At 71.4% G+C, this 26,137-nt stretch carries 22 protein-coding genes; 13 read left to right on the top strand and 9 right to left on the bottom strand.

What is annotated here, in order from left to right:
* The first annotated feature begins 2 nt into the window (after positions 1–2).
* Positions 3–947 (top strand): carbohydrate ABC transporter permease, encoded by a 945-nt coding sequence (locus tag ACIBAF_RS22030; protein ID WP_399464969.1) that lies wholly within the window; start codon positions 3–5, stop codon positions 945–947.
* An 82-nt stretch (positions 948–1,029) separates the two neighbouring features.
* Complete coding sequence (locus ACIBAF_RS22025) at positions 1,030–1,890, top strand: carbohydrate ABC transporter permease (RefSeq protein WP_399464993.1); 861 nt, start codon at positions 1,030–1,032, stop codon at positions 1,888–1,890.
* 23 nt (positions 1,891–1,913) lie between these two features.
* Here the strand turns inward: ACIBAF_RS22025 and ACIBAF_RS22020 are convergent, their stop codons facing one another.
* The gene (locus tag ACIBAF_RS22020) at positions 1,914–3,122 is read right to left on the bottom strand and encodes an RNA-guided endonuclease InsQ/TnpB family protein (RefSeq protein ID WP_399464968.1); all 1,209 of its coding nucleotides are present in this window, start codon (positions 3,120–3,122) and stop codon (positions 1,914–1,916) included.
* A gap of 185 nt (positions 3,123–3,307) precedes the next feature.
* On the opposite strand from ACIBAF_RS22020, the gene ACIBAF_RS22015 reads away from it, so the two are divergent.
* The 9 genes from ACIBAF_RS22015 to ACIBAF_RS21975 all read left to right on the top strand — a co-directional run bounded on the left by ACIBAF_RS22015 (position 3,308) and on the right by ACIBAF_RS21975 (position 16,882).
* On the top strand, positions 3,308–4,573 hold the full coding sequence (locus tag ACIBAF_RS22015; RefSeq protein WP_399464967.1) for a 6-phospho-beta-glucosidase: 1,266 nt from the start codon (positions 3,308–3,310) through the stop codon (positions 4,571–4,573).
* Positions 4,564–5,595 (top strand): N-acetylglucosamine kinase, encoded by a 1,032-nt coding sequence (locus ACIBAF_RS22010; RefSeq protein WP_399464966.1) that lies wholly within the window; start codon positions 4,564–4,566, stop codon positions 5,593–5,595. The genes ACIBAF_RS22015 and ACIBAF_RS22010 overlap by 10 nt, the downstream gene beginning before the upstream one ends.
* Before the next feature lie 105 nt (positions 5,596–5,700).
* A complete protein-coding gene (locus tag ACIBAF_RS22005) occupies positions 5,701–7,077 on the top strand; it encodes a hypothetical protein (protein WP_399464992.1) in 1,377 nt (458 codons plus the stop codon).
* 14 nt (positions 7,078–7,091) lie between these two features.
* Entirely contained in the window at positions 7,092–8,123 is a 1,032-nt protein-coding gene (locus tag ACIBAF_RS22000; protein WP_399464965.1) for a glutamate ABC transporter substrate-binding protein, read from the top strand.
* Positions 8,124–8,183: 60 nt separating this feature from the next.
* On the top strand, positions 8,184–9,545 hold the full coding sequence (locus ACIBAF_RS21995; protein WP_399464964.1) for a hypothetical protein: 1,362 nt from the start codon (positions 8,184–8,186) through the stop codon (positions 9,543–9,545).
* 2 nt (positions 9,546–9,547) lie between these two features.
* Positions 9,548–12,247, top strand: coding sequence for a tetratricopeptide repeat protein (locus ACIBAF_RS21990; RefSeq protein WP_399464963.1), 2,700 nt, complete (start codon positions 9,548–9,550; stop codon positions 12,245–12,247).
* Between the two features lie 3 nt (positions 12,248–12,250).
* Positions 12,251–13,573, top strand: coding sequence for a PP2C family serine/threonine-protein phosphatase (locus ACIBAF_RS21985; protein WP_399464962.1), 1,323 nt, complete (start codon positions 12,251–12,253; stop codon positions 13,571–13,573).
* Between the two features lie 138 nt (positions 13,574–13,711).
* The gene (locus tag ACIBAF_RS21980) at positions 13,712–15,058 is read left to right on the top strand and encodes a VWA domain-containing protein (RefSeq protein WP_399464961.1); all 1,347 of its coding nucleotides are present in this window, start codon (positions 13,712–13,714) and stop codon (positions 15,056–15,058) included.
* A gap of 48 nt (positions 15,059–15,106) precedes the next feature.
* Positions 15,107–16,882: an FHA domain-containing protein gene (locus tag ACIBAF_RS21975; protein ID WP_399464960.1), complete on the top strand. Its 1,776-nt coding sequence runs from the start codon at positions 15,107–15,109 to the stop codon at positions 16,880–16,882.
* Positions 16,883–17,154: 272 nt separating this feature from the next.
* Here the strand turns inward: ACIBAF_RS21975 and ACIBAF_RS21970 are convergent, their stop codons facing one another.
* Positions 17,155–18,168, bottom strand: coding sequence for a methyltransferase domain-containing protein (locus ACIBAF_RS21970; RefSeq protein ID WP_399464959.1), 1,014 nt, complete (start codon positions 18,166–18,168; stop codon positions 17,155–17,157).
* Between the two features lie 158 nt (positions 18,169–18,326).
* On the opposite strand from ACIBAF_RS21970, the gene ACIBAF_RS21965 reads away from it, so the two are divergent.
* Complete coding sequence (locus ACIBAF_RS21965) at positions 18,327–18,740, top strand: globin (protein WP_399464958.1); 414 nt, start codon at positions 18,327–18,329, stop codon at positions 18,738–18,740.
* Positions 18,741–18,791: 51 nt separating this feature from the next.
* Here ACIBAF_RS21965 and ACIBAF_RS21960 read toward each other — a convergent pair whose 3' ends face one another.
* From ACIBAF_RS21960 to ACIBAF_RS21945, 4 genes are all read right to left on the bottom strand, one after another.
* Positions 18,792–19,475 (bottom strand): hypothetical protein, encoded by a 684-nt coding sequence (locus ACIBAF_RS21960; RefSeq protein ID WP_399464956.1) that lies wholly within the window; start codon positions 19,473–19,475, stop codon positions 18,792–18,794.
* Entirely contained in the window at positions 19,472–19,894 is a 423-nt protein-coding gene (locus ACIBAF_RS21955) for an acyl-CoA thioesterase (protein WP_399464954.1), read from the bottom strand. The genes ACIBAF_RS21960 and ACIBAF_RS21955 overlap by 4 nt, the downstream gene beginning before the upstream one ends.
* Before the next feature lie 6 nt (positions 19,895–19,900).
* Entirely contained in the window at positions 19,901–21,565 is a 1,665-nt protein-coding gene (ettA, locus tag ACIBAF_RS21950) for an energy-dependent translational throttle protein EttA (protein WP_399464953.1), read from the bottom strand.
* A gap of 353 nt (positions 21,566–21,918) precedes the next feature.
* A complete protein-coding gene (locus ACIBAF_RS21945) occupies positions 21,919–22,257 on the bottom strand; it encodes a hypothetical protein (RefSeq protein WP_399464952.1) in 339 nt (112 codons plus the stop codon).
* A 247-nt stretch (positions 22,258–22,504) separates the two neighbouring features.
* Between ACIBAF_RS21945 and ACIBAF_RS21940 the strand changes: the two genes are divergently transcribed.
* Entirely contained in the window at positions 22,505–22,756 is a 252-nt protein-coding gene (locus ACIBAF_RS21940; protein WP_399464951.1) for a hypothetical protein, read from the top strand.
* 210 nt (positions 22,757–22,966) lie between these two features.
* Here ACIBAF_RS21940 and ACIBAF_RS21935 read toward each other — a convergent pair whose 3' ends face one another.
* The 3 genes from ACIBAF_RS21935 to ACIBAF_RS21925 all read right to left on the bottom strand — a co-directional run bounded on the left by ACIBAF_RS21935 (position 22,967) and on the right by ACIBAF_RS21925 (position 25,952).
* Complete coding sequence (locus ACIBAF_RS21935) at positions 22,967–23,545, bottom strand: hypothetical protein (RefSeq protein ID WP_399464950.1); 579 nt, start codon at positions 23,543–23,545, stop codon at positions 22,967–22,969.
* A 128-nt stretch (positions 23,546–23,673) separates the two neighbouring features.
* The gene (locus ACIBAF_RS21930; protein ID WP_399464949.1) at positions 23,674–25,092 is read right to left on the bottom strand and encodes a TQXA domain-containing protein; all 1,419 of its coding nucleotides are present in this window, start codon (positions 25,090–25,092) and stop codon (positions 23,674–23,676) included.
* 299 nt (positions 25,093–25,391) lie between these two features.
* Positions 25,392–25,952 carry a single-stranded DNA-binding protein gene (locus tag ACIBAF_RS21925; protein WP_399464948.1) on the bottom strand — a complete coding sequence of 187 codons (561 nt, stop codon included), beginning with the start codon at positions 25,950–25,952 and terminating at the stop codon, positions 25,392–25,394.
* Between the last annotated feature and the right edge of the window lie 185 nt (positions 25,953–26,137).

Raw genomic sequence — 26,137 nt, 5'->3', positions numbered from 1 at the left:
CGATGGCGGCCACCCACACGCTGCGGGCGAAACACCGTCGCTCGACGCTGCGCACCCTCGCCTTCCTCTCCCCCTGGCTGATCGGCTTCGCGGTCTTCTTCGCGTACCCGATGATCTCGACGGTCTACTTCTCGTTCATGCACTACGACGGCTTCCGGCCGCCGACGTGGAGCGGCACGAAGAACTGGACGTACGTCTTCGAGCACTACCCCTTCTTCTGGCCGGCCCTGCGCAACACCCTCTGGCTCGTCGTGATCATGGTGACCCTGCGGGTCCTGTTCGGACTCGGGATCGGCATGCTGATCACGAAGATCAAGACCGGTACGGGCGTCTTCCGGACCCTCTTCTACCTGCCCTACCTCGCCCCGCCGGTCGCCGCGACGATGGCGTTCGCGTTCCTCCTCAACCCCGGTACAGGCCCGGTCAACTCGATCCTGGAGAAGATCGGCATCCCGGCGCCGGCCTGGTTCAACGACCCGGACTGGTCCAAGCCGGCCCTGACGCTGATGTTCCTGTGGGGCGTGGGCGACCTGATGGTCATCTTCATGGCCGCGCTGCTCGACGTGCCCAGGGAGCAGTACGAGGCGGCGGAGCTGGACGGCGCGTCGGCGTGGCAGCGGTTCCGGTTCGTCACCCTTCCCAACATCTCGCCGATCATCATGTTCGCGGTCGTCACCGGGGTGATCGCGGCGATGCAGTGCTACACGCAGCCGCTCGTCGCGGGAAAGGTCGCCTCGGGCGTGATCCAGGGCGCGGGCACCATGTTCGAGCCCGGCTACCCCGAGCACTCCACGCTCACCCTCCCCCAACTCGTCTACAACCTCGGCTTCCAGCGCTTCGACTACGGCTCCGCCTGTGTCGTCGCCCTGGTCCTGTTCGCCCTGTCGATGGCGTTCACCGCGCTGTTGATGCGGCGCCGGGGCGGTCTCATCCAGGCAGGTGACTGACATGGCCCAGGACACGGCCCACGACACGGCCCGGGGCACGACCCGGCGCACGGCCCGAGTACCGGGGTGGCCGGTGGAGTCGATGGCCCCCGCCTCGCCCGCCGAGCGCACGGCCCGCCGCAAGGCGCTCCTGGAATGGATCGCGGTCCACTCCCTGGGCGTCGCCGCGGCCCTGTTCTTCACGCTCCCCTTCGTGTTCGTCTTCCTGACCTCCCTGATGAGCGACTCGCAGGCGCTCAGCCGGGACCTGATCCCGCACACCTGGGAGTGGGCCAACTACCGGAAGGTCTTCGACACCCCCGGTTTCCTCACCTGGTGGAAGAACACGCTGATCTACGCCGGACTGGGAACAGTCCTTACCGTCGTGTCCTCGGTCCCCGTGGCGTACGCGCTCGCCAAGTTCCGCTTCCGGGGCCGCAATCTGACGCTGATGCTGGTGATCTCGATGATGATGCTGCCTCCGCAGGTGGTCGTCATCCCGATGTACCTCTTCTGGGCGAAGCAGCTGGACCTGTCGGGCACCCTGTGGCCGATGATCATCCCGCTGGCGTTCGGCGACGCGTTCTCGATCTTCCTGCTGCGTCAGTTCCTGATGACGATCCCGAACGAGTACGTGGACGCGGCGAAGGTGGACGGCTGCGGTGACCTGCGCACCCTGCTGAAGGTGGTCCTCCCGATGGCCAAGCCCGGCATCGCCGCGATCGCGCTCTTCCAGTTCTTCGCCGCCTGGAACGACTACTTCGGCCCGCAGATCTACACCTCGGAGAACCCGGCCGCCTGGACCCTGTCCTACGGCCTGGAGTCCTTCAAGGGCGCGCACCACACCGACTGGAACCTCACCATGGCGGCCACCGTGCTGGTCATGGCCCCCGTGATCCTCGTGTTCTTCTTCGCCCAGAAGGCGTTCGTCGAAGGTGTCACCCTCACCGGAGTGAAGGGTTAACAAGGCTTGGCTTCCTCCTTCGCCTAACGGCGGGGGATTCCAGCGGTCGCCCGCTGGGGTTCCTGCTTCACCGACGACCGCCCCGTCCGGGAGGACTCCCGTTGAGGTCTTACACCGTCTCCACAGGCAGACGCCGCCAGCCCGGCGGCCAGGATGGTGCGCGCCGCGTTCACGTCGCGGTCATGCACAGTGCCGCAGTCACACGTCCACTCCCGGACGTTCAGCGGCAGCTTCTCGCGGACCGTGCCGCAGGCCCCGCACAGCTTCGAGCTGGGGAACCAGCGGTCGACCACGACGAGTTCACGCCCGTACCAGGCGCACTTGTACTCCAGCATGGAGCGCAGTTCCGTCCACGAAGCATCCGAGATGGCGCGCGCGAGCTTGCCGTTCTTCAGCAGGTTGCGGACGGTGAGGTCCTCGATCACGACCGTTTGGTTCTCACGGACGAGACGAGTCGACAGCTTGTGCAGGAAGTCCCGGCGCCGGTCGGCGATCCGCGCATGCACGCGGGCGACCTTGCGGCGGGCCTTCTCCCGGTTCGCCGAGCCCTTCGCCTTCCGCGACAGCTCACGCTGCGCGCGGGCCAGACGGGCGCGGTCACGCCGCTCGTGCCGGGGGTTGGCGACCTTCTCCCCGGTGGACAGGGTCACCAGGGAGGTGATCCCTGCGTCGATACCGACTGCCGCCGTGGTGGCGGGGGCCGGGGTGATGGCGTCCTCGCACAGCAGGGACACGAACCAGCGTCCCGCCGCGTCGCGGGACACGGTCACCGTGGTCGGCTCCGCACCCTCGGGCAGCGGACGCGACCAGCGAATGTCCAAGGGCTCCGCCATCTTCGCCAGCGTCAGTTGCCCGTCGCGCCACTTGAAGGCGCTGCGGGTGTACTCGGCCGACGCGCGGGACTTCTTCCGGCTCTTGAAACGCGGGTACTTCGCACGCTTGGCGAAGAAGTTCCCGAACGCCGTCTGCAAGTGCCTCAGGGCCTGCTGGAGCGGAACGGAGGACACCTCCGTCAGAAAGGCCAGCTCCTCGGTCTTCTTCCACTCCGTGAGCGCAGCGGAGGACTGCACGTAGGAGACGCGGCGCTGCTCGCCGTACCAGGCCCGAGTGCGCTCTTCCAGCGCCCTGTTGTACACGAGGCGGACGCAGCCGAACGTGCGCGACAGCTCGGCCGCCTGCTCGTCCGTGGGGTAGAAGCGGTACTTGAACGCCCGCTTGACCTGCTGCGTCATACCTCACACCATATCGGATTCCGTGTGAGCGGCGAGTGTCGGCCGGTGGCCGGTGAACGCCGGTCCGCCCTGGCGGCGAACCGGCTCTTCTTGCCCTGCTCCGCAGGAGCTTCGTTTCTCCCCCGCAAGCGGGAGGTACCCCCACCCCGGCCTGAAGGCCGGAGTATCCACAAAGGAGAGCCTCGATGAAACTCACCGTGGTCGGCGGCGGCTCGACCTACACACCCGAACTGATCGACGGCTTCGCCCGCCTACGGGACACCCTGCCCGTCGAGGAGTTGGTCCTCGTCGACCCGGCGGCCGAACGACTGGAACTGGTGGGCGGGTTGGCCCGCCGCATCTTCGCCCGCCAGGGCCACCCCGGCCGGATCGTCACGACCTCCGACCTGGACGCGGCGGTCGAGGGCGCGGACGCCGTCCTGCTCCAACTCCGCATCGGCGGCCAGGCGGCCCGCGAGCAGGACGAGACCTGGCCCCTGGAGTGCGGTTGCGTCGGGCAGGAGACGACCGGCGCGGGCGGCCTGGCGAAGGCGCTGCGCACCGTCCCCGTGGTCCTGGACATCGCCGAACGCGTCCGGCGCACCAACCCGCACGCCTGGATCATCGACTTCACCAACCCGGTCGGCATCGTCACCCGAGCCCTGCTGGGGGCCGGCCACAAGGCGGTCGGCCTGTGCAACGTGGCGATCGGCCTCCAGCGCAAGTTCGCCGCCCTCCTCGACGTCACTCCGGCCGACCTCCACCTGGACCACGTGGGCCTCAACCACCTCACCTGGGAGACGGGGGTCCGTCTGGACGGCCCCGAGGGCGAGAACGTCCTGCCGGACCTCCTGACCACCCACGCCGACGCGATCGCCGCCGACCTACGGCTGCCCCGCGAGCTCCTGGACCGCCTCGGCGTGGTCCCGTCGTACTACCTGCGCTACTACTACGCGCACGACGAGGTCGTACGGGAACTGCGCAGCAAGCCGTCGAGGGCGGCCGAAGTGGCGGCGATGGAACGCGAGTTGCTGGCGCTGTACGCCGACCCGGCGCTGGCCGAGAAGCCGGCCCTGCTGGCGAAGCGCGGCGGCGCTTACTACTCGGAGGCGGCGGTGGATCTGGCGGCGGCCCTGCTCACCGGCTCCGGCAGCCCGTACCAGGTGGTGAACACCCACAACAACGGCACGCTGCCCTTCCTCCCGGACGACGCGGTGATCGAGGTCCAGGCGGCGGTGGGTCCCAAGGGCGCCTTCCCCCTCCCCGTAGTGCCGGTGGACCCCCTGTACGCGGGGCTGATGGCGAACGTGACGGCCTATGAGGACCTGGCCCTGGACGCGGCCCTGCACGGCGGCCGCAACCGCGTCTTCAAGGCCCTTCTCTCCCATCCGCTGGTCGCCCAGTACGAGTACGCCGAGCAGCTGACCGACCGACTGATCGCACACAACCGGGAGCACCTCGCGTGGGCCTGACGGCAAGTGTGCTCGCCATCGACGCGGGCAACAGCAAGACCGACGTCGCGGTCGTGGCGGCCGACGGCGAGGTCCTCGGCACGGCTCGCGGCGGCGGCTTCCGCCCGCCCGCGGTGGGCGTGGAGACGGCCGTCGACGCCCTCGCCGACATCGTCACGCGCGCGTACCGGCAAGCAGGCGTCACCACGGCGACCCATGTCTCCGCCTGCCTGGCCAACGCCGACCTGCCGGTCGAGGAGGAGCAGTTGGCGGCGGCGCTGCACGCGCGCGCGTGGGGCGAGTCCGTGGACGTCCGCAACGACACCTTCGCGATCCTGCGGGCGGGCGTGGCCGACCCCCTGGGCGTGGCCGTCGTCTGCGGCGCCGGCATCAACTGCGTGGGCATGTGCCCCGACGGCCGCACCGCCCGCTTCCCGGCGCTGGGCCGCCTCTCCGGCGACTGGGGCGGCGGCTGGGGCCTGGCCGAGGAGGCCGTCTGGCACGCGGCGCGGGCGGAGGACGGCAGGGGCGCCCACACGGCCCTGGCCCGCACGCTCCCGGCCCACTTCGGCCTGCCGACCATGTACGCCCTGATCGAGTCCCTCCACCTGGAGCGCATCCCGCCGTCCCGCCGCCACGAACTGACCCCGGTCCTCTTCGCGACGGCGACCGCGGGCGACGCCGTCGCCCGCACGCTCGTCGACCGCCTGGCGGAGGAGGTGGTCACCATGGCGGCGGTGGCGCTGACCCGTCTGGAGCTGCTGGAGGAGGAAACGCCGGTGCTGCTGGGCGGAGGAGTCCTGACGGCGGGCCACGAGCAACTGGACGACCGGGTGCGGGAACTGCTGGCGGCCAGGGCGCCGAAGGCGGTGCCGAGCGTGGTGCGCGCACGTCCCGTCCTGGGGGCGGCTCTGCTGGGTCTCGATCGGCTGGGGGCGGGGCCGCAGGTGCAGGAGTCGGTGCGGTCCTACTTCGAGCAGCCCGACCCTGCCGCCGAAAGGGAACCGAATGTGCGCCCACGACGTATTCATGAACAGGGGTGACTGCGATCTGATCAAGATCCAGTGAAGGCCGGTGCGCACAACACCTCCCGCCAGCGATACTTACCGGCGGGAGCTGACCATGGGGGAGGTCAAACAGTGGCAAGCCTGGCGAACCCGCCGACCAGTACGACACCGCCGCCGACACCACCGCCGACACGCCGTACGGCATTCGCCGAGGGCGTCGACAAGGCGCGGGCCGCGGCGACCACGGAGCCGGGCCGACTCCGCATCATCGGCGCTTTCCTCGCCCTCCTCGTCCTCGCCTTCGGCGCCGTGACGGCCTGGCAGACGACCGACCGTGAGGCCGCCGCCGACGACGTGCTGCACAAGAGCCAGCCGCTCAGCGCTGCCGCCGCCGACATCTACCGCTCCCTCGCCGACGCCAACACGGCCGCCTCCAGCGGCTTCCTGGCGGGCGGTCAGGAGACGGCGGCGTCCCGGCAGCGCTACGAGGAGGACATCGACAAGGCCGCCTCCAAGCTCGTCACCGCGGCCAACAACGCCGATCCCGGCTCCTCCTCCACGGCGGTCATCACCAAGCTGAACAAGCTGCTGCCCGAGTACAAGGGCCTGGTGGAGCGCGCGCGGACGTACAACCGGCAGGGCTTCCCGGTCGGCGGCGCCTATCTGCGGTACGCCAACCAGAAGATGCAGAAGGACATGCTCCCGGCGGCCGAGGAGCTCTACAAGAAGGAGAACCAGCGCCTCCAGGACGACTACGGCCACGCCACCCCCTACCCGTGGGCGGCGATCGCGCTGGGCGTCCTCGCGCTGGCCGGCCTCGCCTGGGCGCAGCACCGCAACTACCGCCGCACGAACCGTGTCCTGAACCACGGCCTGGTCGCCGCGTCAGGGGCCACCGCCGTCGTCCTGCTCTGGCTGGTCGTCGGCCACAGCGTGGCCCGCGCGGGTCTCGACGACTCCTACGACAACGGCGTCCGTTCGCTGAACGTCCTGCACGACGCCCGGATCGCCTCCCTCAAGGCGCGCGGCAACGAGAACCTGACGCTGGTGGCCCGCGGCGCCGAGACGGTGAAGGTGACGGCCGACGGCGAAGAGGTCACGCTCGACAAGTACGACCACGACTTCACCACCGACATGACCGCCCTCGGCAAGGGCCTCACCCTGGCGGCGAAGCTCGCCGACGACCAGACGGGCGAGAAGCCGGTCACCTCGGCCGAGAGCAACATGGCGGAGTGGAAGAAGCGCCACACCGAGGCCCGCTCGCAGGACGACAACGGAAACTACGAGCAGGCGCTGGCCCTGGTCATCGGCGGCAAGGACGCGACCGGTGCGTGCTTCGACAGCGTCGACCAGAACCTCGCGGCCGCGCTGGCGCACGAGCAGGTCGAGTTCCAGCAGGCGGCCGGGGACGGTCTGGACGCGATGACCGGCCTGGCGGTCGGCGCCGCCGTGCTCGCCGTGCTGGGCGCCGCGGGCGCGGTCCTCGGCATCGGCCGCAGGCTGTCGGAGTACCGGTGAAAGGGGGCGCGACGATGCGTGCGCAACGTGTGCGGGACAGCCTGAAGGGCTGGGGCGGAGTAGGGGCCATGGCGGTCGTCTGCGCGCTCGCGCTGGCCTTCGTCCTGCTGCTGCCGTGGGCGCACTCCCAGGGCGACGGAAGCACGGGGCAGGGCGGCCGGGGCGTCGGCGAAGGCAGCCCGGTGGCCGACGCCGCCTGCACGGCCCCCGAGAAGCAGACGCTGGCGCCGTCGAGCGCGGACGGCCCGACGATCGCCGCGATCAAGGCCCGGCAGGGCGAGAAGCGCAAGCTGATCGTCGGCGTCGACCAGAACAGCTACCGCTGGGGCTACCGCGACCCCAACAACACCGGCGCGGAGCTGGAGGGCTTCGACATCGACCTGGTCCACCGGATCGCCCAGGACATCCTCGGCGACCCGGAGGCGGTCCAGTTCAAGGCCATCCCGACCAATCAGCGCATCCCGGCCATCCAGGAGGGCCGGGTCGACATGGTCGTGCGCACGATGACGATCTCCTGCGGCCGTCTCTCCGACGTCGCGTTCTCCGCGCCGTACTTCAAGACGGGCCAGCAGGTCCTCGCCCCCAAGTCCTCGGCGATCACCGGCTACAACGACACGCTGGCGAAGAAGAAGATCTGCACGGCGACCGGTTCGACGGCCAACACCAAGCTCGACGACGACAAGAAGGCGAGCCGGCTGCCCGCCACCGTCGACATCGCCACCACCGTCCCCAACCAGCTCGACTGCCTGGTCCGGTTGCAGCTCGGCGAGGTCGACGCGGTGGTCACCGACGGCGCGCTCGCGGCCAGTCAGGCGGCCCAGGACCCCACGGTCGAACTCAAGGGCGCCCCGTTCACCGTCGAGTACTACGGCGTGGCGATGAAGAAGGACGCGAGCGATCTGGTACGCCGGGTCAACCAGATCCTGGTGGAGTACCGCGCGAGCGGCTGGCAGGCCTCGTACGACAAGTGGCTGTCGGCGACACTGGGCGGTGACGCGACGACGTCGAAGCCGCCCACGCCGCCGCAGTACCTGCGCACGAGTTGACGGACCGACGGGCAGGCAGAGTACCGAGCGTAGAACCGACAAGGCAGCGAGAGGTGATCGATGGGCGTCACGGGACCCCCCGGGCCGGTGATGGACCGGGACGAGGTCGACCGTGCGCTGGCGCGGCTCGGCGCGGAGCACGAGGCGATCGAGACCTCGCTTCTCGCCCTGCAGGACCACGCGGGCCGCAGGCTGCTGGAGGGCGCCGAGCTCACCGGCGTCACCAAGGAGCGCTGGGCGTCCGCGGAGGCGTCGATCACGCTGCTGTGGGCGTACTTCGACGCGTACACGGACGCGCTGCGCGGCGCCCGCGAGATCCGTTCGCGCCGCCGCTGGTCCAGCCGTGAGGACCTGGTGGAGCTGACGGAGCTGCTGCGCGGCGAGTCCGTCACCGTCGCCGGGTCGATCGCGGGATCGGTCGCCGGGCCGCTGGCCGGATCGGCCGCCGCCCTGGCCGGCGCGCCGACGCTGCACGGCTCGGGCAAGCTCAGCCAGAGCTTCTCCCTCAGCACCCTCGTCGACCGCATGAACGAGCTGTACGCCTCGTCGCTGGACATGGTCGTCGCCGCCGACGCCGTGTGGTCGGCGCTGCCCGCCCGGATAGATTTACTGGCCGCGGAGCTCCAGCGCACCCGTCGGCTCGCCCACTCCGTCGGCGTCCGCCCGGGCGAGCACCCGGCGGGCGACGACCTGGAACGCATCACGCACACGCTGACCGCCCTGCGCGAGCAGGTGGTGTCGGACCCGCTCGCGTACTGGGTGCGCGCGCAGGGCAGTTCGGCACCGGGCGGCGGCCGTCCCGACACCACGGTGTACGACCGTGAGGCGCGCGCCCTGGAGGACGTGCGCCGGGAGATCGACGCGGTCCTGACGGTCCGTCAGGACGCGGAGCAGCGGCTGGTGAAGCTGCGGGACATCCTCAGCCGCGCCGACCGCACGCTCGCCGAGGCGCGCACCGCGCGCGGCGAGGTGCTCGCGAAGATCGCCGCGACCGAGGTGCCGGTGGTCAGCGGCCCGCCGACCGTGCTGCAGGAGCAGCTCGCGACGGCCGCCGAGTACCGCCGGCACGCCCAGTGGCACCGCCTGTCGCCGCTCCTGGAGACCCTGGAGCAGAAGGCGGAGGACGAACTGCTGCGCGCCCGCGAGTCGTTGACCGCGGTCACCCAGCCGCTGGCGGTCCGCGCGGAACTGCGCGGACGCCTCGACGCGTACAAGGCGAAGGTCGCCCGGCACGGGCTCGCCGAGGACCCGTTCCTCATCGAGCGCTACGACGCGGCGCGCCGCATGCTGTGGAGCGCGCCCTGCGATCTGCGCGTCGCCGAACAGGCCGTCCTGCGCTACCAGCAGGCGGCCGCCGAACTGCTGGCCGCCCCGCGCGTGCCGGATCAGGGCGGCTTCGAGGACCGTAGGGGGGAGCAGTAGCCATGAGTCAGGCAGGGCAGGCGTGTCAGCGGCCGGGCTGCGAGGGGTCGTACGAGGACGTGGGCGGCGGCGAGCTGTACTGCGACACCTGTGGACTGGCCCCCGTCGTCTCGTCGAGAGGCATGGTCGGCTCACCGCCGACCGGGGTGACCGCGGGCGGCAAGGGCTCGTCGGGCAGCGGGAGTTCACGCTCCGGCTCGCACAGCGCCCGCAGTGCCCGCAGCTCCCGTACGTCGTCGCAGTCGGCGAAGTCGCGGCGCTCGGTGTCCGGGCGGCTGTCGCGCTCGCTGTCGGGCAAGTCGACGGGCCGCTCGGTGTCGGTGCGTTCCTCCGGCTCCGCGGCCGGCTCCTCCGGGCGGGCCCGGCTCGGCGTCGGCCTGGTCTCGGTGCCGCAGGTGCCGAGGCCCGACCCGCGCGAGATGGTGCTGGAGAACCCCGAGGTGCCCGAGCGCAAGCGGTTCTGCTCGCGCTCCGACTGCGGTGCCCCGGTGGGCCGTTCGCGCGGCGAGCGCGAAGGCCGCACGGAGGGCTTCTGCACCAAGTGCGGAAACCCGTACTCCTTCGTCCCGAAGCTGAAGGCCGGGGACGTCGTGCACGGCCAGTACGAGGTCGCGGGCTGCCTCGCGCACGGCGGCCTGGGGTGGGTCTACCTCGCCGTGGACCGCGCGGTGTCCGACCGCTGGGTAGTCCTCAAGGGCCTCCTCGACACGGGCGACCAGGACGCGATGGCCGCCGCGATCTCCGAACGGCGCTTCCTCGCGGAGATCGAGCACTCGAACATCGTGCGGATCTACAACTTCGTGGAGCACCTCGACCAGCGCACCGGCTCGCTCGACGGCTACATCGTCATGGAGTACGTCGGCGGCAAGTCCCTGAAGGAGATCGCCAACGCCCGCCGCACCTCCGCGGGCAAGCGGGACCCGCTGCCGGTGGAGCAGGCGTGCGCGTACGGCATCGAGGCCCTGGAGGCGCTCGGCCATCTGCACAGCCGCAACCTGCTGTACTGCGACTTCAAGGTCGACAACGCGATCCAGACCGAGGACCAGCTCAAGCTGATCGACATGGGCGCGGTCCGGCGCATGGACGACGACGAGTCGGCCATCTACGGCACGGTCGGCTACCAGGGCCCGGAGGTCGCGGAGGTCGGCCCGTCGGTCGCCTCCGACCTGTACACGGTGGGCCGTACGCTCGCCGTTCTGACCTTCGACTTCCAGGGCTACACGACCGTCTTCGTCGACTCCCTGCCCGACCCCGACAACATCGAGGTCTTCCGCCAGTACGAGTCCTTCTACCGGCTCCTCGTGCGCGCCACCGACCCCGACCCGGCCCGCAGGTTCGCCTCCGCGCAGGAGATGGCGGAGCAGCTGACGGGCGTGCTGCGCGAGGTCGTCTCGCTGCAGAGCGGCCGGGCGCGGCCCTCGCTGTCGACCCTGTTCGGGCCCGAGATCAAGGTCACGGACACCGAGCTGTTCCCGAAGCTGGACGGCGAGGTGTCCCGACTGGGGACCCGGATCGCGGTCAAGTCCCGGCGGCTGTTCGGTAGTTCGGGAGCCACGACGGCTCTCGGCGGCGGCCTGGGCGGAGCCACGGGCGGGACGGGTGGTCCGGGCGGTGCGCTTGCGCCGTCCGGCGGCGCGGTCCCCGCCCTCGCCTTCGCGGGCGCCCCCGCCGGCGCGCTGCCGACGGCTGGTACGGGTACGGGCCTGGGCGCCGGCGGCGGCCCGGTGTCGTCCGGCGGCGGGTCCGGTGCCGTGCCCGGCGGCCTGGTGAAGACCGTCCCCGCGCCCGCCGCGGCCCTCGCGCTGCCCGTCCCGCACGTCGACCCCTCCGACCCCAACGCGGGCTTCCTCGCAGGCCTGTTGACGTCGGCGCCGGGCGAGCTGATCACGGCGCTCGCCGCCGCGCCCGCACCGTCGGTCGAGACCCGGCTGCGGCAGATCCGCGCCTGGCTGGAGAACGGCGACCACCAGGCCGCCCTCATGTCCCTCCAGAAACTGGAGGACGAACGGCCCGACGACTGGCGGGTGGTCTGGTACCGGGGCGTGGCCGCGCTGGTCACCGGCGACCACGAGGGCGCCGCCCTCGCCTTCGACGCGATCTACGACGCCTTCCCCGGCGAACCCGCGCCCAAGCTGGCGCTCGGCCTGTGCGCGGAGCTGCTGGGGCAGCTCGACAACGCCGCCGAGTACTACCGCCTGGTGTGGTCGACCGACCCCAGCTATGTGAGCTCCGCGTTCGGCCTGGCGCGCGTCCAGCTCGCGGCCGGGGACCGCAAGGGCGCCGTACGGACGCTGGAGTCGGTGCCGGAGTCCTCCATTCACTACACGGCGGCCCGGGTGGCGGCCGTGCGCGCCCGGCTCCGGCAGCGGACGGCCCTCGCCTTGGACGTACCCTTCCTGGAGGACCTCACCGCCGCCGCGGCCCAGGTCGAGGCGTTGGACGCGTACGGTCTGGATCCGAAGCGGCGCGAGCAGCTGTCCGCCGAAGTCCTCGGCTGCGCCCTCGACTGGATACTCTCCGGTGGCCGGGGCGCGGGACCGGACGCCCGACGGGTGCTGCTCGGCAGCGAACTGGACGAGCGGGGGCTGCGCTTCGGCCTGGAGCGCTCGTACCGCACGCTGGCCCGGCTGGCGACCGGCGGTGAGGAGAGGATCGACCTGGTGGAACGTGCCAATCGTTACCGCCCCCGGACGTGGGTGTAGTTGATGTCGCAGATGCCCCGGCAGGCCGCCCTGCCGACGTGTCCGAGCTGCGCGGAGCCGCTCGACGCGGCTGACCGTTTCTGTGGTGCGTGCGGTTACGACCTGTCCGCCGTGCCGCCCGGCCCGGACGACCACCCGACCCTCACGATGAACGGCTCGACCGAGCCGGCTCCCGCGGCGGGGATCCCGGTGAGCGGTACGACCGTGTCGGGCACCGGTGTGACCGCCGTCCCCGGCGTCGGCGCCGTCCCCGGCGTCGGCGGTGGCTCCGACGCGAGCGGGGTCTCCGGCATGAGCGGTGCCAGCGGTGTCTCCGGGGTGCGGTTCGACCGGCCCGCGGAACCGGACGAGTACGCGCTGCAGGCGCCGGACCCCCGGGTGGCCGCCGAGGCCGCCGCGGTGGCCGAGACGGCCAAGGTGTGCGTGGCCTGCCGCGCGGGCCGGGTCGACGACGACGGGTACTGCGAGAACTGCGGGCACGCCCAGCCCCGCGAACGCGACCACATGGAACTGGAGTCGGGCCCGCTGGCCGCCGTCAGCGACCGCGGGCTGCGCCACCACCGCAACGAGGACGCCTTCGGCCTCGGCCGCACCGCGCTGCCCGACGGCTCCCCCGCGCTCGTGGCGATCGTCTGTGACGGCGTGTCCTCCGCGACCCGCCCCGACGACGCCTCCCTCGCCGCGTCGAAGGCGGCCAGCGAGTCGCTGCTCGCGGCCCTGCCGCAGGGCACGCACCCGCAGCAGGCGATGCACGAGGCGATCGTCGCAGCGTCGTACGCGGTCAACGCGCTGGCCGAAGAGCCGGCCACGGCCCGCGAGCACGCCCCGCACCAGAACGCCCCCGCCTGCACCCTGGTCGGGTCGGTCGTCACGCCCGGGCTGCTGGTCGTCGGCTGGGTCGGCGACAGCCGCGCCTACTGGGTCCCGGAAGACCGCAGCTCGCCCCCGGCCCGGCTCACCGAGGACGACTCCTGGGCCGCGCAGATGGTCGCCGCGGGCCTGATGAACGAGGCGGAGGCGTACGCCGACGAGCGCGCCCACGCGATCACCGGCTGGCTCGGCGCCGACGCCTACGAACTGGAGCCGCACACCGCCTCCTTCAAGCCGGACCGGCCCGGTGTGGTGGTGGTGTGCACGGACGGCCTGTGGAACTACGCCGAGGCGGCGGAGGAGATGGCCGAGGTCGTCCCACCGGACGCCGCCGTACGCCCCCTGCACAGCGCACGCGTTCTCGTCGGCCACGCCCTAGACGGCGGGGGCCACGACAACGTAACAGTGGCCGTCGTGCCGTTCCCCGCCCCCGCACAGGGGGCAGGATCGGCCTGAGGGCCGCAAACCGGAAACACGGGGAAACACAGGCAACACGGGCAACACGGGGAAGCACGCGTACGGACCGGTGGGGACCGGTCCGTATCCAGACATCACTCCACGAGCGTGGGGTTTTCGAGGGGGATTTGAGCAGGTATGGCCATTTTCTCGAAGTCGAACGTGCCGCAGTTCTCGGTGGACGTCTATCAGAACGAGTACCTGCCGGAGGGCGGGCGCGAGGTCAACGCGATCGTCACGGTGACCGCCACCGGCGGCGGCACGGTGGGCAGCGCGGTCGCCGCCCCGCACCTCTACTCGCCGGGCCAGGGCCCGTCCGCCGCCGTGGCGATCATGGTGGACTGCTCCGGCTCGATGGACTACCCGCCGACCAAGATGCGCAACGCCCGCGACGCCACCGCCGCCGCCGTCGACACCCTGCGCGACGGCGTGCACTTCGCGGTGATCGGCGGGACGCACGTCGCCAAGGAGGTCTACCCGGGCGGGGGCCGGCTGGCGGTCGCCGACGCGACCACCCGCGAGCAGGCCAAGCAGGCGCTGCGCCGGCTCAGCGCGGGCGGCGGCACGGCGATCGGCACCTGGCTGCGCCTGGCCGACCGGCTGCTGTCCACCGCCGACGTCGCCATCCGGCACGGCATCCTGCTCACCGACGGCCGCAACGAGCACGAGGCGCCACAGGACCTCAAGGCCGCCCTCGACGACTGCGCCGGACGTTTCACCTGTGACGCCCGCGGCGTGGGCACCGACTGGGAAGTGAAAGAAGTCACAGGGGTCGCCTCCGCGCTGCTCGGCACCGCCGACATCGTCGCCGACCCGGCCGGCCTCGCCGCCGACTTCACGCAGATGATGGAGACGGCGATGGGCAAGGAGGTCGCGGACGTCGCCCTGCGGCTGTGGACGCCGGTCGGCACCACCATCAAGTTCGTCAAGCAGGTCGCGCCGACGGTCGAGGAACTGACCGCACGCCGCACGGAGGCGGGCCCGCGCGCGGGCGACTACCCCACCGGTTCCTGGGGCGACGAGTCCCGCGACTACCACGTGTGCGTCGAGGTCCCGACCGCGAACATCGGCCAGGAGATGCTGGCCGCGCGGGTGTCCCTGGTGATCCCGCAGTCGGACGGCAGCGTCCGGAACCTGGGCGCGCAGGGTCTCGTACGGGCCGTGTGGACCGACGACATGGCCGCCTCCACGTCGATCAACCCACAGGTCGCGCACTACACCGGCCAGGCCGAACTGGCACAGGTCATCCAGCAAGGGCTCGACCTTCGCAAAGCGGGCGATATGGATGGAGCAACGGCCAAACTGGGCCGCGCCGTTCAGCTCGCGAGCGTCTCGGGGAACGCGGATACTGCGAAACTGCTTGCGAAGGTGGTGGACGTGGTCGATGCCACGACAGGTACTGTGCGACTGAAGGCGAAGGTCGCGGACGCCGACGAGATGACGCTCGAGACCCGGTCCACAAAGACTGTTCGTGTAAAGAAGTGACCTGAAAGCGCTTTTGGGACACCGAAGGAGAGAGGGGGACGCGCCGACATGCCGACCTGCCCGAACGGACACCAGTCGGGTTCCGACGACTGGTGCGAGGTCTGCGGTCACCGCATGGCCGGTGCCGTACCTCCGCCCCCTCCCCCGCCGCCCCCGACCGTCGGCGGCGGCTACGGCTTCCCGCCGCCCCCGCAGGGCCCCGGCCAGGGCGGCCAGCCCGGCCCGCCCGGCGGACGGCATCTGTCCTCCGTGCCGGACCACGAGCCCGAGCTCTGCCCGCAGTGCCGTACGCCCCGTGAGGGCGGTGCGCCGTTCTGCGAGGAGTGCCGGTGGAACTTCCTGACCAACACGGCGACCTCGTACACCCCGGCCGCACCGCGCCCGACGGCGCCCGGTCCGGGTCCCGGTCCCGGCGCTGGTCCTGGTGCGGGGCAGGGCTTCGGCCCCGGACCCGGAGGACCGGGTCCCGGTGGCGGCGGTCCTGACGCGCGCTTCCAGCCGCCGCCTCCGTCCTACGGCGGCACCGACGCGTTCGAGTACCAGAGCTCCCGCCCGTCCCAGGTGAATCGTCCCGCCGAGCCGATCCCGTCGGGCCCGCCGTTCGGCGGCGACCCGTCGGGGCGGACCGGGGGGCCTGGCGGCCAGGGCGGTCCTGGCGGCCAGGGCAGGCACGGTGGTCCCCCGCCGGGCGCCTTCGGACGTGACCCTTCCAGTCCCGGCGGTCCGGGTGGCGACCCCTTCGGTCAGCCTTCCGGTCCCGGCGGCCGTCCCCCCGGCCCACCCGGGGATCCCTACCGGCGTGAGCAGAGCGGGCAGCCCTCCGATCCCTTCGGGCGCGAGCCGTCCGGTCCCTCCGGCGACCCCTTCGGGCGCGAGCCGGGCGGCCCCGGAGGCCGTCCTCCGGGCCCGCCCGGCGCCGGCCCGTCGGGTCCCGGTGGTCCTGGAGGCCCCGGGGGCCCTGGGGGTCCGTCCGGCTTCGGCGGCGACCCGTCGCGGCCGGTTCCGCCGCCGCCCGGGCCCACGCCCACGGCCGGCCCCGGCTTCCCGGGCCAGGGAGGCTTCGGCGGCCCCGGAGGTCCTGGGGGTCAAGGTGGTCCCGGGGGTCAGGGGCGGCCCGGAGGTCAGGGCGGCCCCGGAGGCCAGGGTGGGCCTCAGGCTCCGCAGGCGTTCCAGCCGTCCGGTCCGTCGGCCCCGTCCGGGTTCCCGCAGGAGACGGGCCGTCCGCAGCAGGGCGGCCAGCCCTTCGGCGGCGGTGACGACGACTGGGTGATCTCCCCGCCGTCGAACACGGGCCCCGGGCAGAACGATCCCAGGAGCCCCGGCGGCCCCGGCAACGCCCAGGGCGGTGGCTACGGCTACCCCCAGACCGGCGCCACGCAGGCACCGCCCCCGCCCGGCCCGGCGTTCCCGCAGCAGCCGGCGACCTGGACGGCGACCATCGGTCCGGACCGCTCGTACTTCATGGCGATGATGCACCGCTCGGGCCCCGAGGCCGCGGGGCTGAACCTGCCCGCGTACTCGCCCGAGCAGCAGCGCACGCTCACCGGCAACCAGATCACCATCGGCCGCCGCCGCCACTCCACCGGCGAGACCCCCGACATAGACCTGTCGGTGCCGCCGGAGGACCCGGGCGTCTCGCACCAGCACGCGGTGCTGGTCCAGCAGCCGGACGGCAGCTGGGCGGTCGTCGACCAGAACTCGACGAACGGCACGACGGTCAACGGCTCGGAAGAACCGATCCAGCCGTTCGTCCCGGTACCGCTGCAGGACGGCGACCAGGTGCACGTGGGCGCCTGGACGACGATCACGATCCGCCGCGGCTGAGCCGCACGTCCGCCAGGCGGTGCCGCAGGCTCGGCCACCACGACGACACCACCGCCAGAACACGGTGTCGTCGTCGGCCGATGCCTCCGGTACGGGCTGGACGACGGCCCCGTGCGCGCATCTGCGGGTACGCGGCCCGCAGGCGACCCGCACGCCGGTCACGACGGCGCGTACGGCCTCGGGGCAGCGGACGACCGTCTCTTAGCGGCACCCAGGCGGTGTTCGGGGCCGTCACCAACGAGGCACAGCCGCCTGAGTCACCGGCATCGGTCCTAGACCTCGACGAGCCCGGGGGCCGACGAACCCGGCAGGGGCCACGCGTACGGGCCCCCCGGTTCGTCCAGCCACGCCCACGCGTGCTCGGCGCCGACCGTGATGCCGTAGCGCTCCCGTCCCGGCATGCCCTCGCGCGCCCACAGGGCGAACGCCTCGTGGGGGTCGAGGGTGCCCCGGGTCAGGGCCAGCAGGAAACGGAACCGCTCGTTCTCCCGGGCCCGGGTCGGCACCCCGGCGAGCGCCACCGGCTCCGGCTCGGGGCGCTCCGCCCCGCGCAGGGGCACGAAGTAGGCCGCGGTGGGCAGGAAGTGCCCCTCGGCGTGCCCGGCGTCCCGCACGATCAGCATGATCAGCCCGGTGGCCAGCGGGGCCAGGATCAGGGCGCCGGGGGTGCACTGGGCGAGCCAGGGGCGCGGGATCGACGTCAGCGTGCAGGTCGCGACGATCCGGTCGAAGGGGGCGCGTTCGGGAACCCCGCGCGCCCCGTCCCCGGTGACGACGGTCGGCCGGTACCCGGCGGTGGCGAGGTGCCGGCGGGCGGACTCGGTGAACTCGGGGTCGAGGTCGACGGTGGTGACGTTCTCCTCGCCGAGCCGGTACGACAGCAGCGCCGCGTTGTATCCCGTCCCCGCCCCGATCTCCAGGACCCGGTCCCCGCCTTCGACCCGCAGCTCGGCCAGCATCAGCGCCATCAGCGAGGGCTGGCTGCTGGAGGAGAGCAGCACGCCGTCGCGCAGCCGGGTGGCCAGCGGGACGTCCTCGTACGCGCCGCGCACCCAGCGCTCCCGGGTGCGCCGGTCGGGGCTCTCGCCCCAGCGCCGCTCGTAGCCGCCAGCGACGCCGCTGACGTAGTAGTACGGCACGAAGAGATGGCGCGGGACGGTGGCGAAGGCCGCCCGCCAGCCCGGGTCGGCCGCGAACGCCCCGCTCGCCTCGATCTCACGGACCAGCGCGGCCCGCGCCGAGACGGCGAGGTCCTCCAGCTCCCTGTCCACCACGTGGGCGCCCATGCCTCCACTGTGCGGCGGAACCCGCCCCGAGGCGAACGTGGGCGGTACCGGGCCTCGCGGGACCGGGCCTCGCGGGACCGGGCCTCGCGGGACCGGGCCTCGCGGGACCGGGCCCTGTGGTCCTAAGCCTTCAGTCCTCCGTCCACCCGTCTGAGACCATGGGAGACGTGAAAGAGATTCGGCGCGGCACGCTTCAGGAGCAGACCTTCTACGAGCAGGTCGGTGGGGAGGAGACCTTCCGCCGGCTGGTCCACCGTTTCTACCAGGGAGTCGCCGAGGACCCGATCCTGCGGCCGATGTACCCGGAGAAGGACCTGGGTCCGGCCGAGGAGCGGTTCGCGCTGTTCCTCATGCAGTACTGGGGCGGTCCGACGACGTACAGCGAGAACCGCGGCCATCCGCGCCTGCGCATGCGTCACGCCCCGTTCGTCGTGGACCGGGCCGCGCACGACGCCTGGCTGAAGCACATGCGGGACGCGGTCGACGAGCTCGGCCTGTCCGAGGAGCACGAGCAGACGCTGTGGAACTACCTGACGTACGCGGCCGCGTCGATGGTGAACACCCCGGAGTGACGGTCTCGGCGTGCGTGGGCCGGTTTCGGCCGATGTCGGTCCGGGGCCGTGTCAGCGGACGCTGACGTCGAGCATCCCCAGCCGCCCCGCGCGCCGTACGGCGATCGACCCGTACGGGGTGCGCAGCCGCAGCCAGCCGCCGAGCGAGAGCAGCGCGAGGTCGTCGCCCGCACCCACCGAAGGCCGCAGGAAACCCAGCGACTGGGCCGCGTGCACGGCCCGCACGGGCAGGCCGGTGTCCCCGACCGTCCGGGACCAGATCTCCCGCCCGATCCGGTCGAGTTCGGCCCGCGTGCGCAGCTCGTCCGCCAACTCCTCGGTGCGGGACCGGAATTCGCCGACCGACGCACCGACCATCGCGCGCAGCGCGTCCGGGGCGGGCAGCCCCGGCTCGGGCCGCCACCCGCCGCGCGGCGGCATCACCCCGGCCCACGGCGGCCCGGTGACGGCCCCGGGGACGACGGCCGTGGCGGCGCTCTCGTCGACGGACTCCAGCAGCTCGCCCGCCGACACCGTCACGTCCAGCGTGACGTCGAGGCCGTTCTCGTACGGCTTGGCCAGCCGGACCGCGCGGATCGCGAGCACCTCGAAGGACGGCGGGCGCCCGAAGACGGCGAGCGCGGTACCGGCCGCCTGCAGGCGCACCGCGGCTCCACGGTCGTAGTGGAGCAGCCGGGAGAGGAAGGCCGCGAGGTCCGCCGCCTCCCGCTCGTCGGCCAGGTGGAGCACCGTCATGCGGCGACGGCCTCCTTGTCGGCGTCCTTGTCCTCGTCCCGGTACTCGGCGAGGAACTCCCGCTCCTCGGCGGTGAGCCGACGCGGCCGCTCGGCCTCGAAGTCGAACGGCACGACCACCGTCGAGGCCCGGACGTAGACCTGGTCGCCGTCCTTCACCTCATAGGTGATGGTGAAGGACGCCGCCCTGATCTCCGTGATCCACAGCTCGATGTCCACGGGCGTGTGCCGGTGGACGAGCTGCCGCTTGTAGTCGATCTCGTGGCGCGCCACCACGGACCCCTGCTTGAAGTCCTTCTCCGGGCGGAACAGGAAATCGATGCGGGCTTCTTCCAGGTAGCGGATGAAGACCGCGTTGTTGACGTGACCGTACGCGTCCATGTCGGACCAGCGCAGCGGGCAGCGGTAGAGGTGGCGCAAGACCGATCAGCCCCGGGTCAGCTTCTTGTAGGTGGCGCGGTGCGGACGCGCGGCGTCCGGCCCCAGTCGCTCGATCTTGTTCTTCTCGTACGACTCGAAGTTGCCCTCGAACCAGAACCACTTGGAGTCACCCTCGTAGGCGAGGATGTGCGTGGCGACCCGGTCCAGGAACCACCGGTCGTGGGAGACGACCACGGCCGCACCCGGGAACTCCAGCAGCGCGTTCTCCAGGCTGCTGAGCGTCTCGACGTCGAGGTCGTTGGTCGGCTCGTCGAGGAGCAGCAGGTTGCCGCCCTGCTTCAGGGTGAGCGCGAGGTTCAGCCGGTTGCGCTCACCGCCGGAGAGCACCCCGGCCGGCTTCTGCTGGTCCGGTCCCTTGAACCCGAAGGCCGAGACATACGCGCGGGACGGCATCTCGACCTGCCCGACGTTGATGTAGTCCAGCTCGTCGGAGACGACGGCCCACAGCGTCTTCTTCGGGTCGATGTTCTCGCGGCTCTGGTCGACGTACGAGATCTTGACGGTCTCGCCGACCTTGATGGAACCCGAGTCCGGGGTCTCGAGCCCCTGGATCATCTTGAAGAGGGTGGTCTTGCCGGCGCCGTTCGGGCCGATGACCCCGACGATGCCGTTGCGCGGCAGCGTGAAGGAGAGACCGTCGATGAGGACCTTCTCGCCGAACGCCTTGGACAGGTTGTCGACCTCGACGACGACAGAGCCCAGGCGCGGGCCCGGCGGGATCTGGATCTCCTCGAAGTCCAGCTTCCGCATCTTGTCGGCCTCGGCGGCCATCTCCTCGTACCGGGCGAGACGCGCCTTGGACTTGGCCTGACGCCCCTTGGCGTTGGACCGCACCCACTCGAGCTCTTCCTTGAGCCGCTTGGCGCGCTTGGCGTCCTTCTGCCCCTCGACCTTGAGACGGGTCTGCTTGGTCTCCAGGTAGGTGGAGTAGTTGCCCTCGTAGCCGATGGCGCGGCCGCGGTCGAGCTCCAGGATCCAGCCGGCGACGTTGTCGAGGAAGTACCGGTCGTGGGTGACGGCGACGACGGTGCCGGGGTACTTGGCGAGGTGCTGCTCCAGCCACTGCACGGACTCGGCGTCCAGGTGGTTGGTGGGCTCGTCGAGCAGCAGCAGGTCGGGGGCCTCCAGCAGCAGCTTGCACAGCGCGACGCGGCGGCGCTCACCGCCGGACAGGTTGGTGACGGGCCAGTCGCCGGGCGGGCAGCCCAGGGCGTCCATGGCCTGCTCCAGCTGGGTGTCCAGGTCCCACGCGTTCGCGTGGTCCAGGTCCTCCTGCAGCTTGCCCATCTCGTCGAGCAGCGCGTCCGAGTAGTCGGTCGCCATCAGCTCGGCGACCTCGTTGAACCGCTTCAGCTTGCCCATGACCTCGGCGGCGCCGTCCTGCACGTTCTGCAGCACGGTCTTGGACTCGTCGAGCGGCGGCTCCTGCAGCAGCATGCCGACGCTGTATCCGGGCGACAGGAACGCGTCACCGTTGGAGGGCTGCTCGAGCCCCGCCATGATCTTCAGAACGGTGGACTTACCGGCGCCGTTCGGCCCGACCACACCGATCTTCGCGCCGGGCAGGAAGCTCAGCGTTACGTCGTCAAGGATGACCTTGTCGCCGTGTGCCTTGCGCGTCTTGCGCATGGTGTAGATGTACTCAGCCAAGAGAAACCGTCCGGCAGCTTGAAATCAGGCAGTGGGCAGATACACCCCATCTTGCCGGACGGCTACCCCTGGGGGGAAACGCGATTGCCCGGGGGCGGCTGACCTGGGGTTTCGGCGTTGACGGCGATGGCTGGTCTGTCAGTGCCGTTCGCTCGCGAGCGGCTTTGGGGAACCTCGGACGGCTCGGGGACGGCCCAGGGTTGATCATCGCGGTCCGGCCGGTTGGCCTACGGCGGGCCCCTTCGGTGCGGGCCGCCGGCCCCTCAGCCGACGACAGCCAGCCACGACGGCGGGCGCGCCGACCGGCCGGCAGGCGTGTGCCTCGCCGCACCCCCACCGGCCCTCCACCAGCCTCAGCCACCGTGGTCCCCCGCCGCTCCCCGCTCGCCCTGGTGCGCTTGTGGTGCGGTGGTCGGGTCCTCGCCTGGCGCGGTCGGTCCGGCGGTTTCGCCGTAGAGGTCTGCGCGGAGGCGCTCCTTGGCTGCTTCGAGCCGCGGACCGTAGTCGGGCATGAAGATCTCGCTCAGCGTCGTGTCCAGCGTTCCTGAGATCGAGTAGATCGGCGACCATACAGCTCGGTCGTGGACGATCCCTTCAAGGTCTCCGGACCGGAACATGACCTGGTAGAGCCAGTCCGACAGCACGAACGCTTGATCGCGCGTGAGTCTTATGGTGATCGCATCGTCGTCCACGTACTCAAACTAGCCCTCGACCGGGCGTCGGTCAGGGGCGTTCCAGTGCGTTCGTGTGTGCCCGACCGTCGGTGCGGAGACTGCTCCGGGTCCCGCTCGAACCGCCGTGTCACAGGGCTGAGCGAGAGGGAAAGCGAGCCGGCTCCTCTCCTTGCGCGGAGCATGCGGCCTGCGTCCTTCGCGTCGGATTCCGGGCCGCCGGATAACCGGTTCCACGTGATGCTGTACGGGTGCGAAACTGCCTCGCGTGCATCGACCCGAACTCTCAGAGCTGGATTACCTGCGAGAGATCGAGCGGCTCGCCAAGGCGGTGACCACTGCGGCGTCCGCCGAGGGCCGTCTCTCTTATGAGCCGGACCCGGAGGATGCCACGCCGCTACAGCGAGCCGTCAACGCACTTGCCCGTGAGATCCGGCACTACCACTTTCCCGGTGACGGCTGCTTGCCCGAAGAGGAGGACCGGCCCACGGTGCGGTTGGCTGAGCTTGTTCCGCTTTGACGGACACCATCGGTGTGGTGGTCAGGCTGCGAGTGCGGTCTCGTATTCGGCGGGACTGCGATAGCCGAGGCTGCTGTGCAGACGGTGCGGCAAGCACACTGATCAAGATCAGGAAGGGTAAGAACGCATCCACAGGCACGAGCCTACTGAGGCAGCACAGTCAGAGGGCTGAAGTTTGACGTCCTCGCGGTGCACGAGGGCGGTCTCGCTCTACGACGTGGCGTTCCAGGAGTGGGCGACGTCGATGATCAGGTGGTCGCCCGACTGCATCACGCGGAACGGCAGCCGGGCCCGGACGCCGAGTCCCACCCGTACCTCGGACTCCAGGCCGGCCGCGTAGCGGGTGTCCCTGAAGGTCTTGTAGCCGGTGACGTTCACTCCGGGCAGCGGTTGACCGTGCTGTCCGGGGTAGGACTTCGTGCCGGTGGCCGGGTCGTAGTTCGGGTCCACGGCGATCTGCAGGATCGCTCCGCCCGAGACGGGGATCTCCCCCGTGATGGGCGTCGTCAGTTTGTCGACGTACTTGACCTGGTATCCGGTCGCCCCGGCCGCGCCGCCCTTGAAGTCGAGGACCATGCGGTCGAAGCACTCGTGCTGCCCGGTCCTGATGTTCGTCAGCGGCGGCTTGTGATCGTCCGCCGACCACAGGTGCTTCTCGAGGCTTCCCCACCCGGTCTCACACACCGCCGACTCCGACACGGCGGTGGCGGCCTGCGCCGTGCCCACCGTTCCCGCGATCCCGGCGCCTGCCAACACGAGCGCCGCCAGTGTGGTTCCGAGCTGCCGCATGCTTGCTCCCCATGATCGAGTACCCGCCCCTGAGAGGCCGTGGTGATCAAGGCTGGGCGCGCAATGTGACCGGACCTGGCCCGGACGATCACGAAACGGCATCGGCCGACCGGTGGGCGGAAGTCGGGTCAGTCCTGTGCGCCGTTCTCCTTTCGGCCCACGAGGATCAGGGCCGCTCCGCCGATGACGACCAGGCCGATGGCCGTGCCCGCGATGAGCGGGGTGGCGCTGGTGCCGCCCGTCGCGGCGAGATCGGTGTCGTCCGTGGTGGACGTGCCGCCGACCGTCGCCGGGCTCGGCTCGCTGAGGGTCTGGGTGGTCAGGCCGGCGGTCTCGTCGGCCTGCGTCCGGCAGTCCAGGACGCCGTTGAAGCGGTACTCGACGCCTTGCAGGCCGTTGATCGTGAAGTCGTAGGCCTGGTCCTCCTGCAGCGGGATCGTCACCGTCTGGGACGCCCCGGCCGGGATGGTGTGCCGGGTGCCCATCAGCTCGAAGGTGAAGGCCGCGTCGCCCTGGTTGGCGGCGGTGATGTCCACGCCGCCGCCGGCGCAGTTCTTCGCCGCGGACAGTGCCGGTACGGCGCCCTGCTTCGCCCAGGTCGCGCTCGCCGTCGCCGAGACCGTCGACTCGCTGGAGCCGGCCAGGATCTGGGTCTGGCTGCGGCTCTCGGAGGTGAAGGCCCGTCCGACGGGGACAGTGGTCGAGGCCTGGACGGTCAGCTCGGCCGAGCCGGCCGCCGCGTCGGCGGGCACGTCGAAGAACAGCTGGCTGCCGTCCGTCACGGATGTGACCGCCTTGCCGTCCTTGCCGACGATCCGAACCCCGCTGGTGGCGGCGTCCAGCGGCGGTGTCACCGTCACGCCGCTCGCTTCGGTGTGCACCGTCACCGGGCCGAGCAGTTCGCCGGGGTGGCCGGAGACGGCGGGCGCGTCGAGGGTGAGCGACGCCGCGGGCTCCGGGACGGCGCGGGCGGCCTTCTGCAGGTAGTCCGCGAGCCGCTCGGCCTGCGGGTCGACGGCGTCGACGGCGGCGCCGTCCGAGTAGCGCCAGATGGCCACCTGGGTGCCGGCGGCCGCGTCCTGCTCGGTCAGGCCGCTGTCGATGCCGGCCTTGTCCGCGAGCGAGGCGAGGTCGTTGACCTGGGGGTAGGAGTTCCGCAGGATCCAGCCGATGCGGCCCGCATCCTTGTTGGCGCCCAGCGAGGTGCCGCTCCAGGGCGTCTCGTGGTACCTGGCGTCCTTCTGGGTGGGGTTGTAGAGGTCGACGCAGTAGGTCTGCAGGGTGCCGCCGCCCTCGACGGACATCTCAAACAGACCGGCCGAGACCTCCTGGTCCCCGGTGTCGGCGTGGATCACGGCGGCGCCGTACGTCTTGAGGCCGCCTATGGTCGCGGTGGCTCCGCCCTGACTCTGCGTCATCTCGGCGGCGACGGCCGTACCCGCACCGGCGATCACGCCCACGGCGACGAAGCCGGACACCAACGTCGCCGCGGCGAGGCGGACCACCCCTCGCCCGCGTGCGAACGGCGCGGAGAACGAAGAAATCACACAATTCCCCTTCGAGCAGGACACGTTGATGTGGGGGGTACGGTCCCACCAGCAGAATCAGAAGCCCCGTGAGCCACGTCCGGCATCCTAGAGACGCCGCGCACCACGCTTACCGGTCATCTCATCGGATCACCGATCCGACTCGTAATCGTTATCCCCAAGATCGTCTACGGGGTGTTTCGCGAGCCCGGCCTATCGACAAATCCACTCCGCCGTTCGGAGTGCACCCGTCGATAAGCCGTAGTTCGGTCAGCGACGGCACGGAGCGGTCGATGACGCCCCGTCACCAGCCGGTCTGGTCACGTCACTCCCACCGGTTCGCGTCGCCGCGAAGTGCCCGGCACCCACTCTCCCTCCGGCCCCGACACCGGCCCCGACACCGGCCTCGGCTCCGGCTCCGGCCCGGGCTCCGAGGCCGGCCCCCGTTCCGCGGAAGTCGCGGCCGGTGTCTCCCAGTTGGGTTCGGGCTGCGCCGGTGCGCCCGCGGTCATCGGCTCGGGGCGGCCCGAGCGACGGAACGCGGACGTGCCCCGCGCGATGTCGTGGCCGATCGCCACGGCGTCGATGTCCGTCGACGTCCAGTTCTGCTGTCCCTCGCGCTGCTCCGTGCGCACCTTCAGCCTGCCCTGCACCATCACCGGGTCGCCGACGTTCAACGAAGCCATCGTGTTCGCGGCCAGCTGCCGGTTGGCCCACACCGTGAAGAAGTTGGTGTGCCCGTCGGTCCAGGTGTTCTTCTCGCGGTCCCAGTAGCGCGAGGTGACCGCCAGCCGGAACCTCGCCGAAGCGCCCGCCGCCAGGTCCCGGTAGACCGGCCGCGTCGCCACGTTGCCGACCGCGCAGACCATGGTCTCGTTCATGCGAACCCCTCCCTCGCCGGACGGTCGTACCGCCCGGAAACGCGTACGGGCCCGTCCCGTACGGCTGCGTCCGTCGCGACGGTCGCGGTCGTGATCGCCGCGATCGCCGTGAAGCCAGACTGCCTCCGTTCGGGCCGGGCCCGCCGAGCCCTGTGGATCACCGTCCGCCTGTGGAAAACTCCGCC

The organism is Streptomyces sp. NPDC051677 (genome assembly GCF_044453465.1).
GTDB lineage: Bacteria > Actinomycetota > Actinomycetes > Streptomycetales > Streptomycetaceae > Streptomyces.
The sequence above is the reverse complement of the archived record's forward strand: the minus strand, read 5'-3'. Positions and strand labels throughout refer to the sequence as shown.

Excerpts from the sequence above, each read along its gene's own strand:
- ACIBAF_RS22030 (WP_399464969.1), top strand. The coding sequence starts at position 3 with ATGGCGGCCACCCACACGCTGCGGGCGAAACACCGTCGCTCGACGCTG.
- ACIBAF_RS22025 (WP_399464993.1), top strand. The coding sequence starts at position 1,030 with ATGGCCCCCGCCTCGCCCGCCGAGCGCACGGCCCGCCGCAAGGCGCTC.
- ACIBAF_RS22020 (WP_399464968.1), bottom strand. The coding sequence starts at position 3,122 with ATGACGCAGCAGGTCAAGCGGGCGTTCAAGTACCGCTTCTACCCCACG.
- ACIBAF_RS22015 (WP_399464967.1), top strand. The coding sequence starts at position 3,308 with ATGAAACTCACCGTGGTCGGCGGCGGCTCGACCTACACACCCGAACTG.
- ACIBAF_RS22000 (WP_399464965.1), top strand. The coding sequence starts at position 7,092 with ATGCGTGCGCAACGTGTGCGGGACAGCCTGAAGGGCTGGGGCGGAGTA.
- ACIBAF_RS21995 (WP_399464964.1), top strand. The coding sequence starts at position 8,184 with ATGGGCGTCACGGGACCCCCCGGGCCGGTGATGGACCGGGACGAGGTC.
- ACIBAF_RS21990 (WP_399464963.1), top strand. The coding sequence starts at position 9,548 with ATGAGTCAGGCAGGGCAGGCGTGTCAGCGGCCGGGCTGCGAGGGGTCG.
- ACIBAF_RS21985 (WP_399464962.1), top strand. The coding sequence starts at position 12,251 with ATGTCGCAGATGCCCCGGCAGGCCGCCCTGCCGACGTGTCCGAGCTGC.
- ACIBAF_RS21980 (WP_399464961.1), top strand. The coding sequence starts at position 13,712 with ATGGCCATTTTCTCGAAGTCGAACGTGCCGCAGTTCTCGGTGGACGTC.
- ACIBAF_RS21975 (WP_399464960.1), top strand. The coding sequence starts at position 15,107 with ATGCCGACCTGCCCGAACGGACACCAGTCGGGTTCCGACGACTGGTGC.
- ACIBAF_RS21970 (WP_399464959.1), bottom strand. The coding sequence starts at position 18,168 with ATGGGCGCCCACGTGGTGGACAGGGAGCTGGAGGACCTCGCCGTCTCG.
- ACIBAF_RS21965 (WP_399464958.1), top strand. The coding sequence starts at position 18,327 with ATGGGAGACGTGAAAGAGATTCGGCGCGGCACGCTTCAGGAGCAGACC.
- ACIBAF_RS21960 (WP_399464956.1), bottom strand. The coding sequence starts at position 19,475 with ATGACGGTGCTCCACCTGGCCGACGAGCGGGAGGCGGCGGACCTCGCG.
- ACIBAF_RS21935 (WP_399464950.1), bottom strand. The coding sequence starts at position 23,545 with ATGCGGCAGCTCGGAACCACACTGGCGGCGCTCGTGTTGGCAGGCGCC.
- ACIBAF_RS21925 (WP_399464948.1), bottom strand. The coding sequence starts at position 25,952 with ATGAACGAGACCATGGTCTGCGCGGTCGGCAACGTGGCGACGCGGCCG.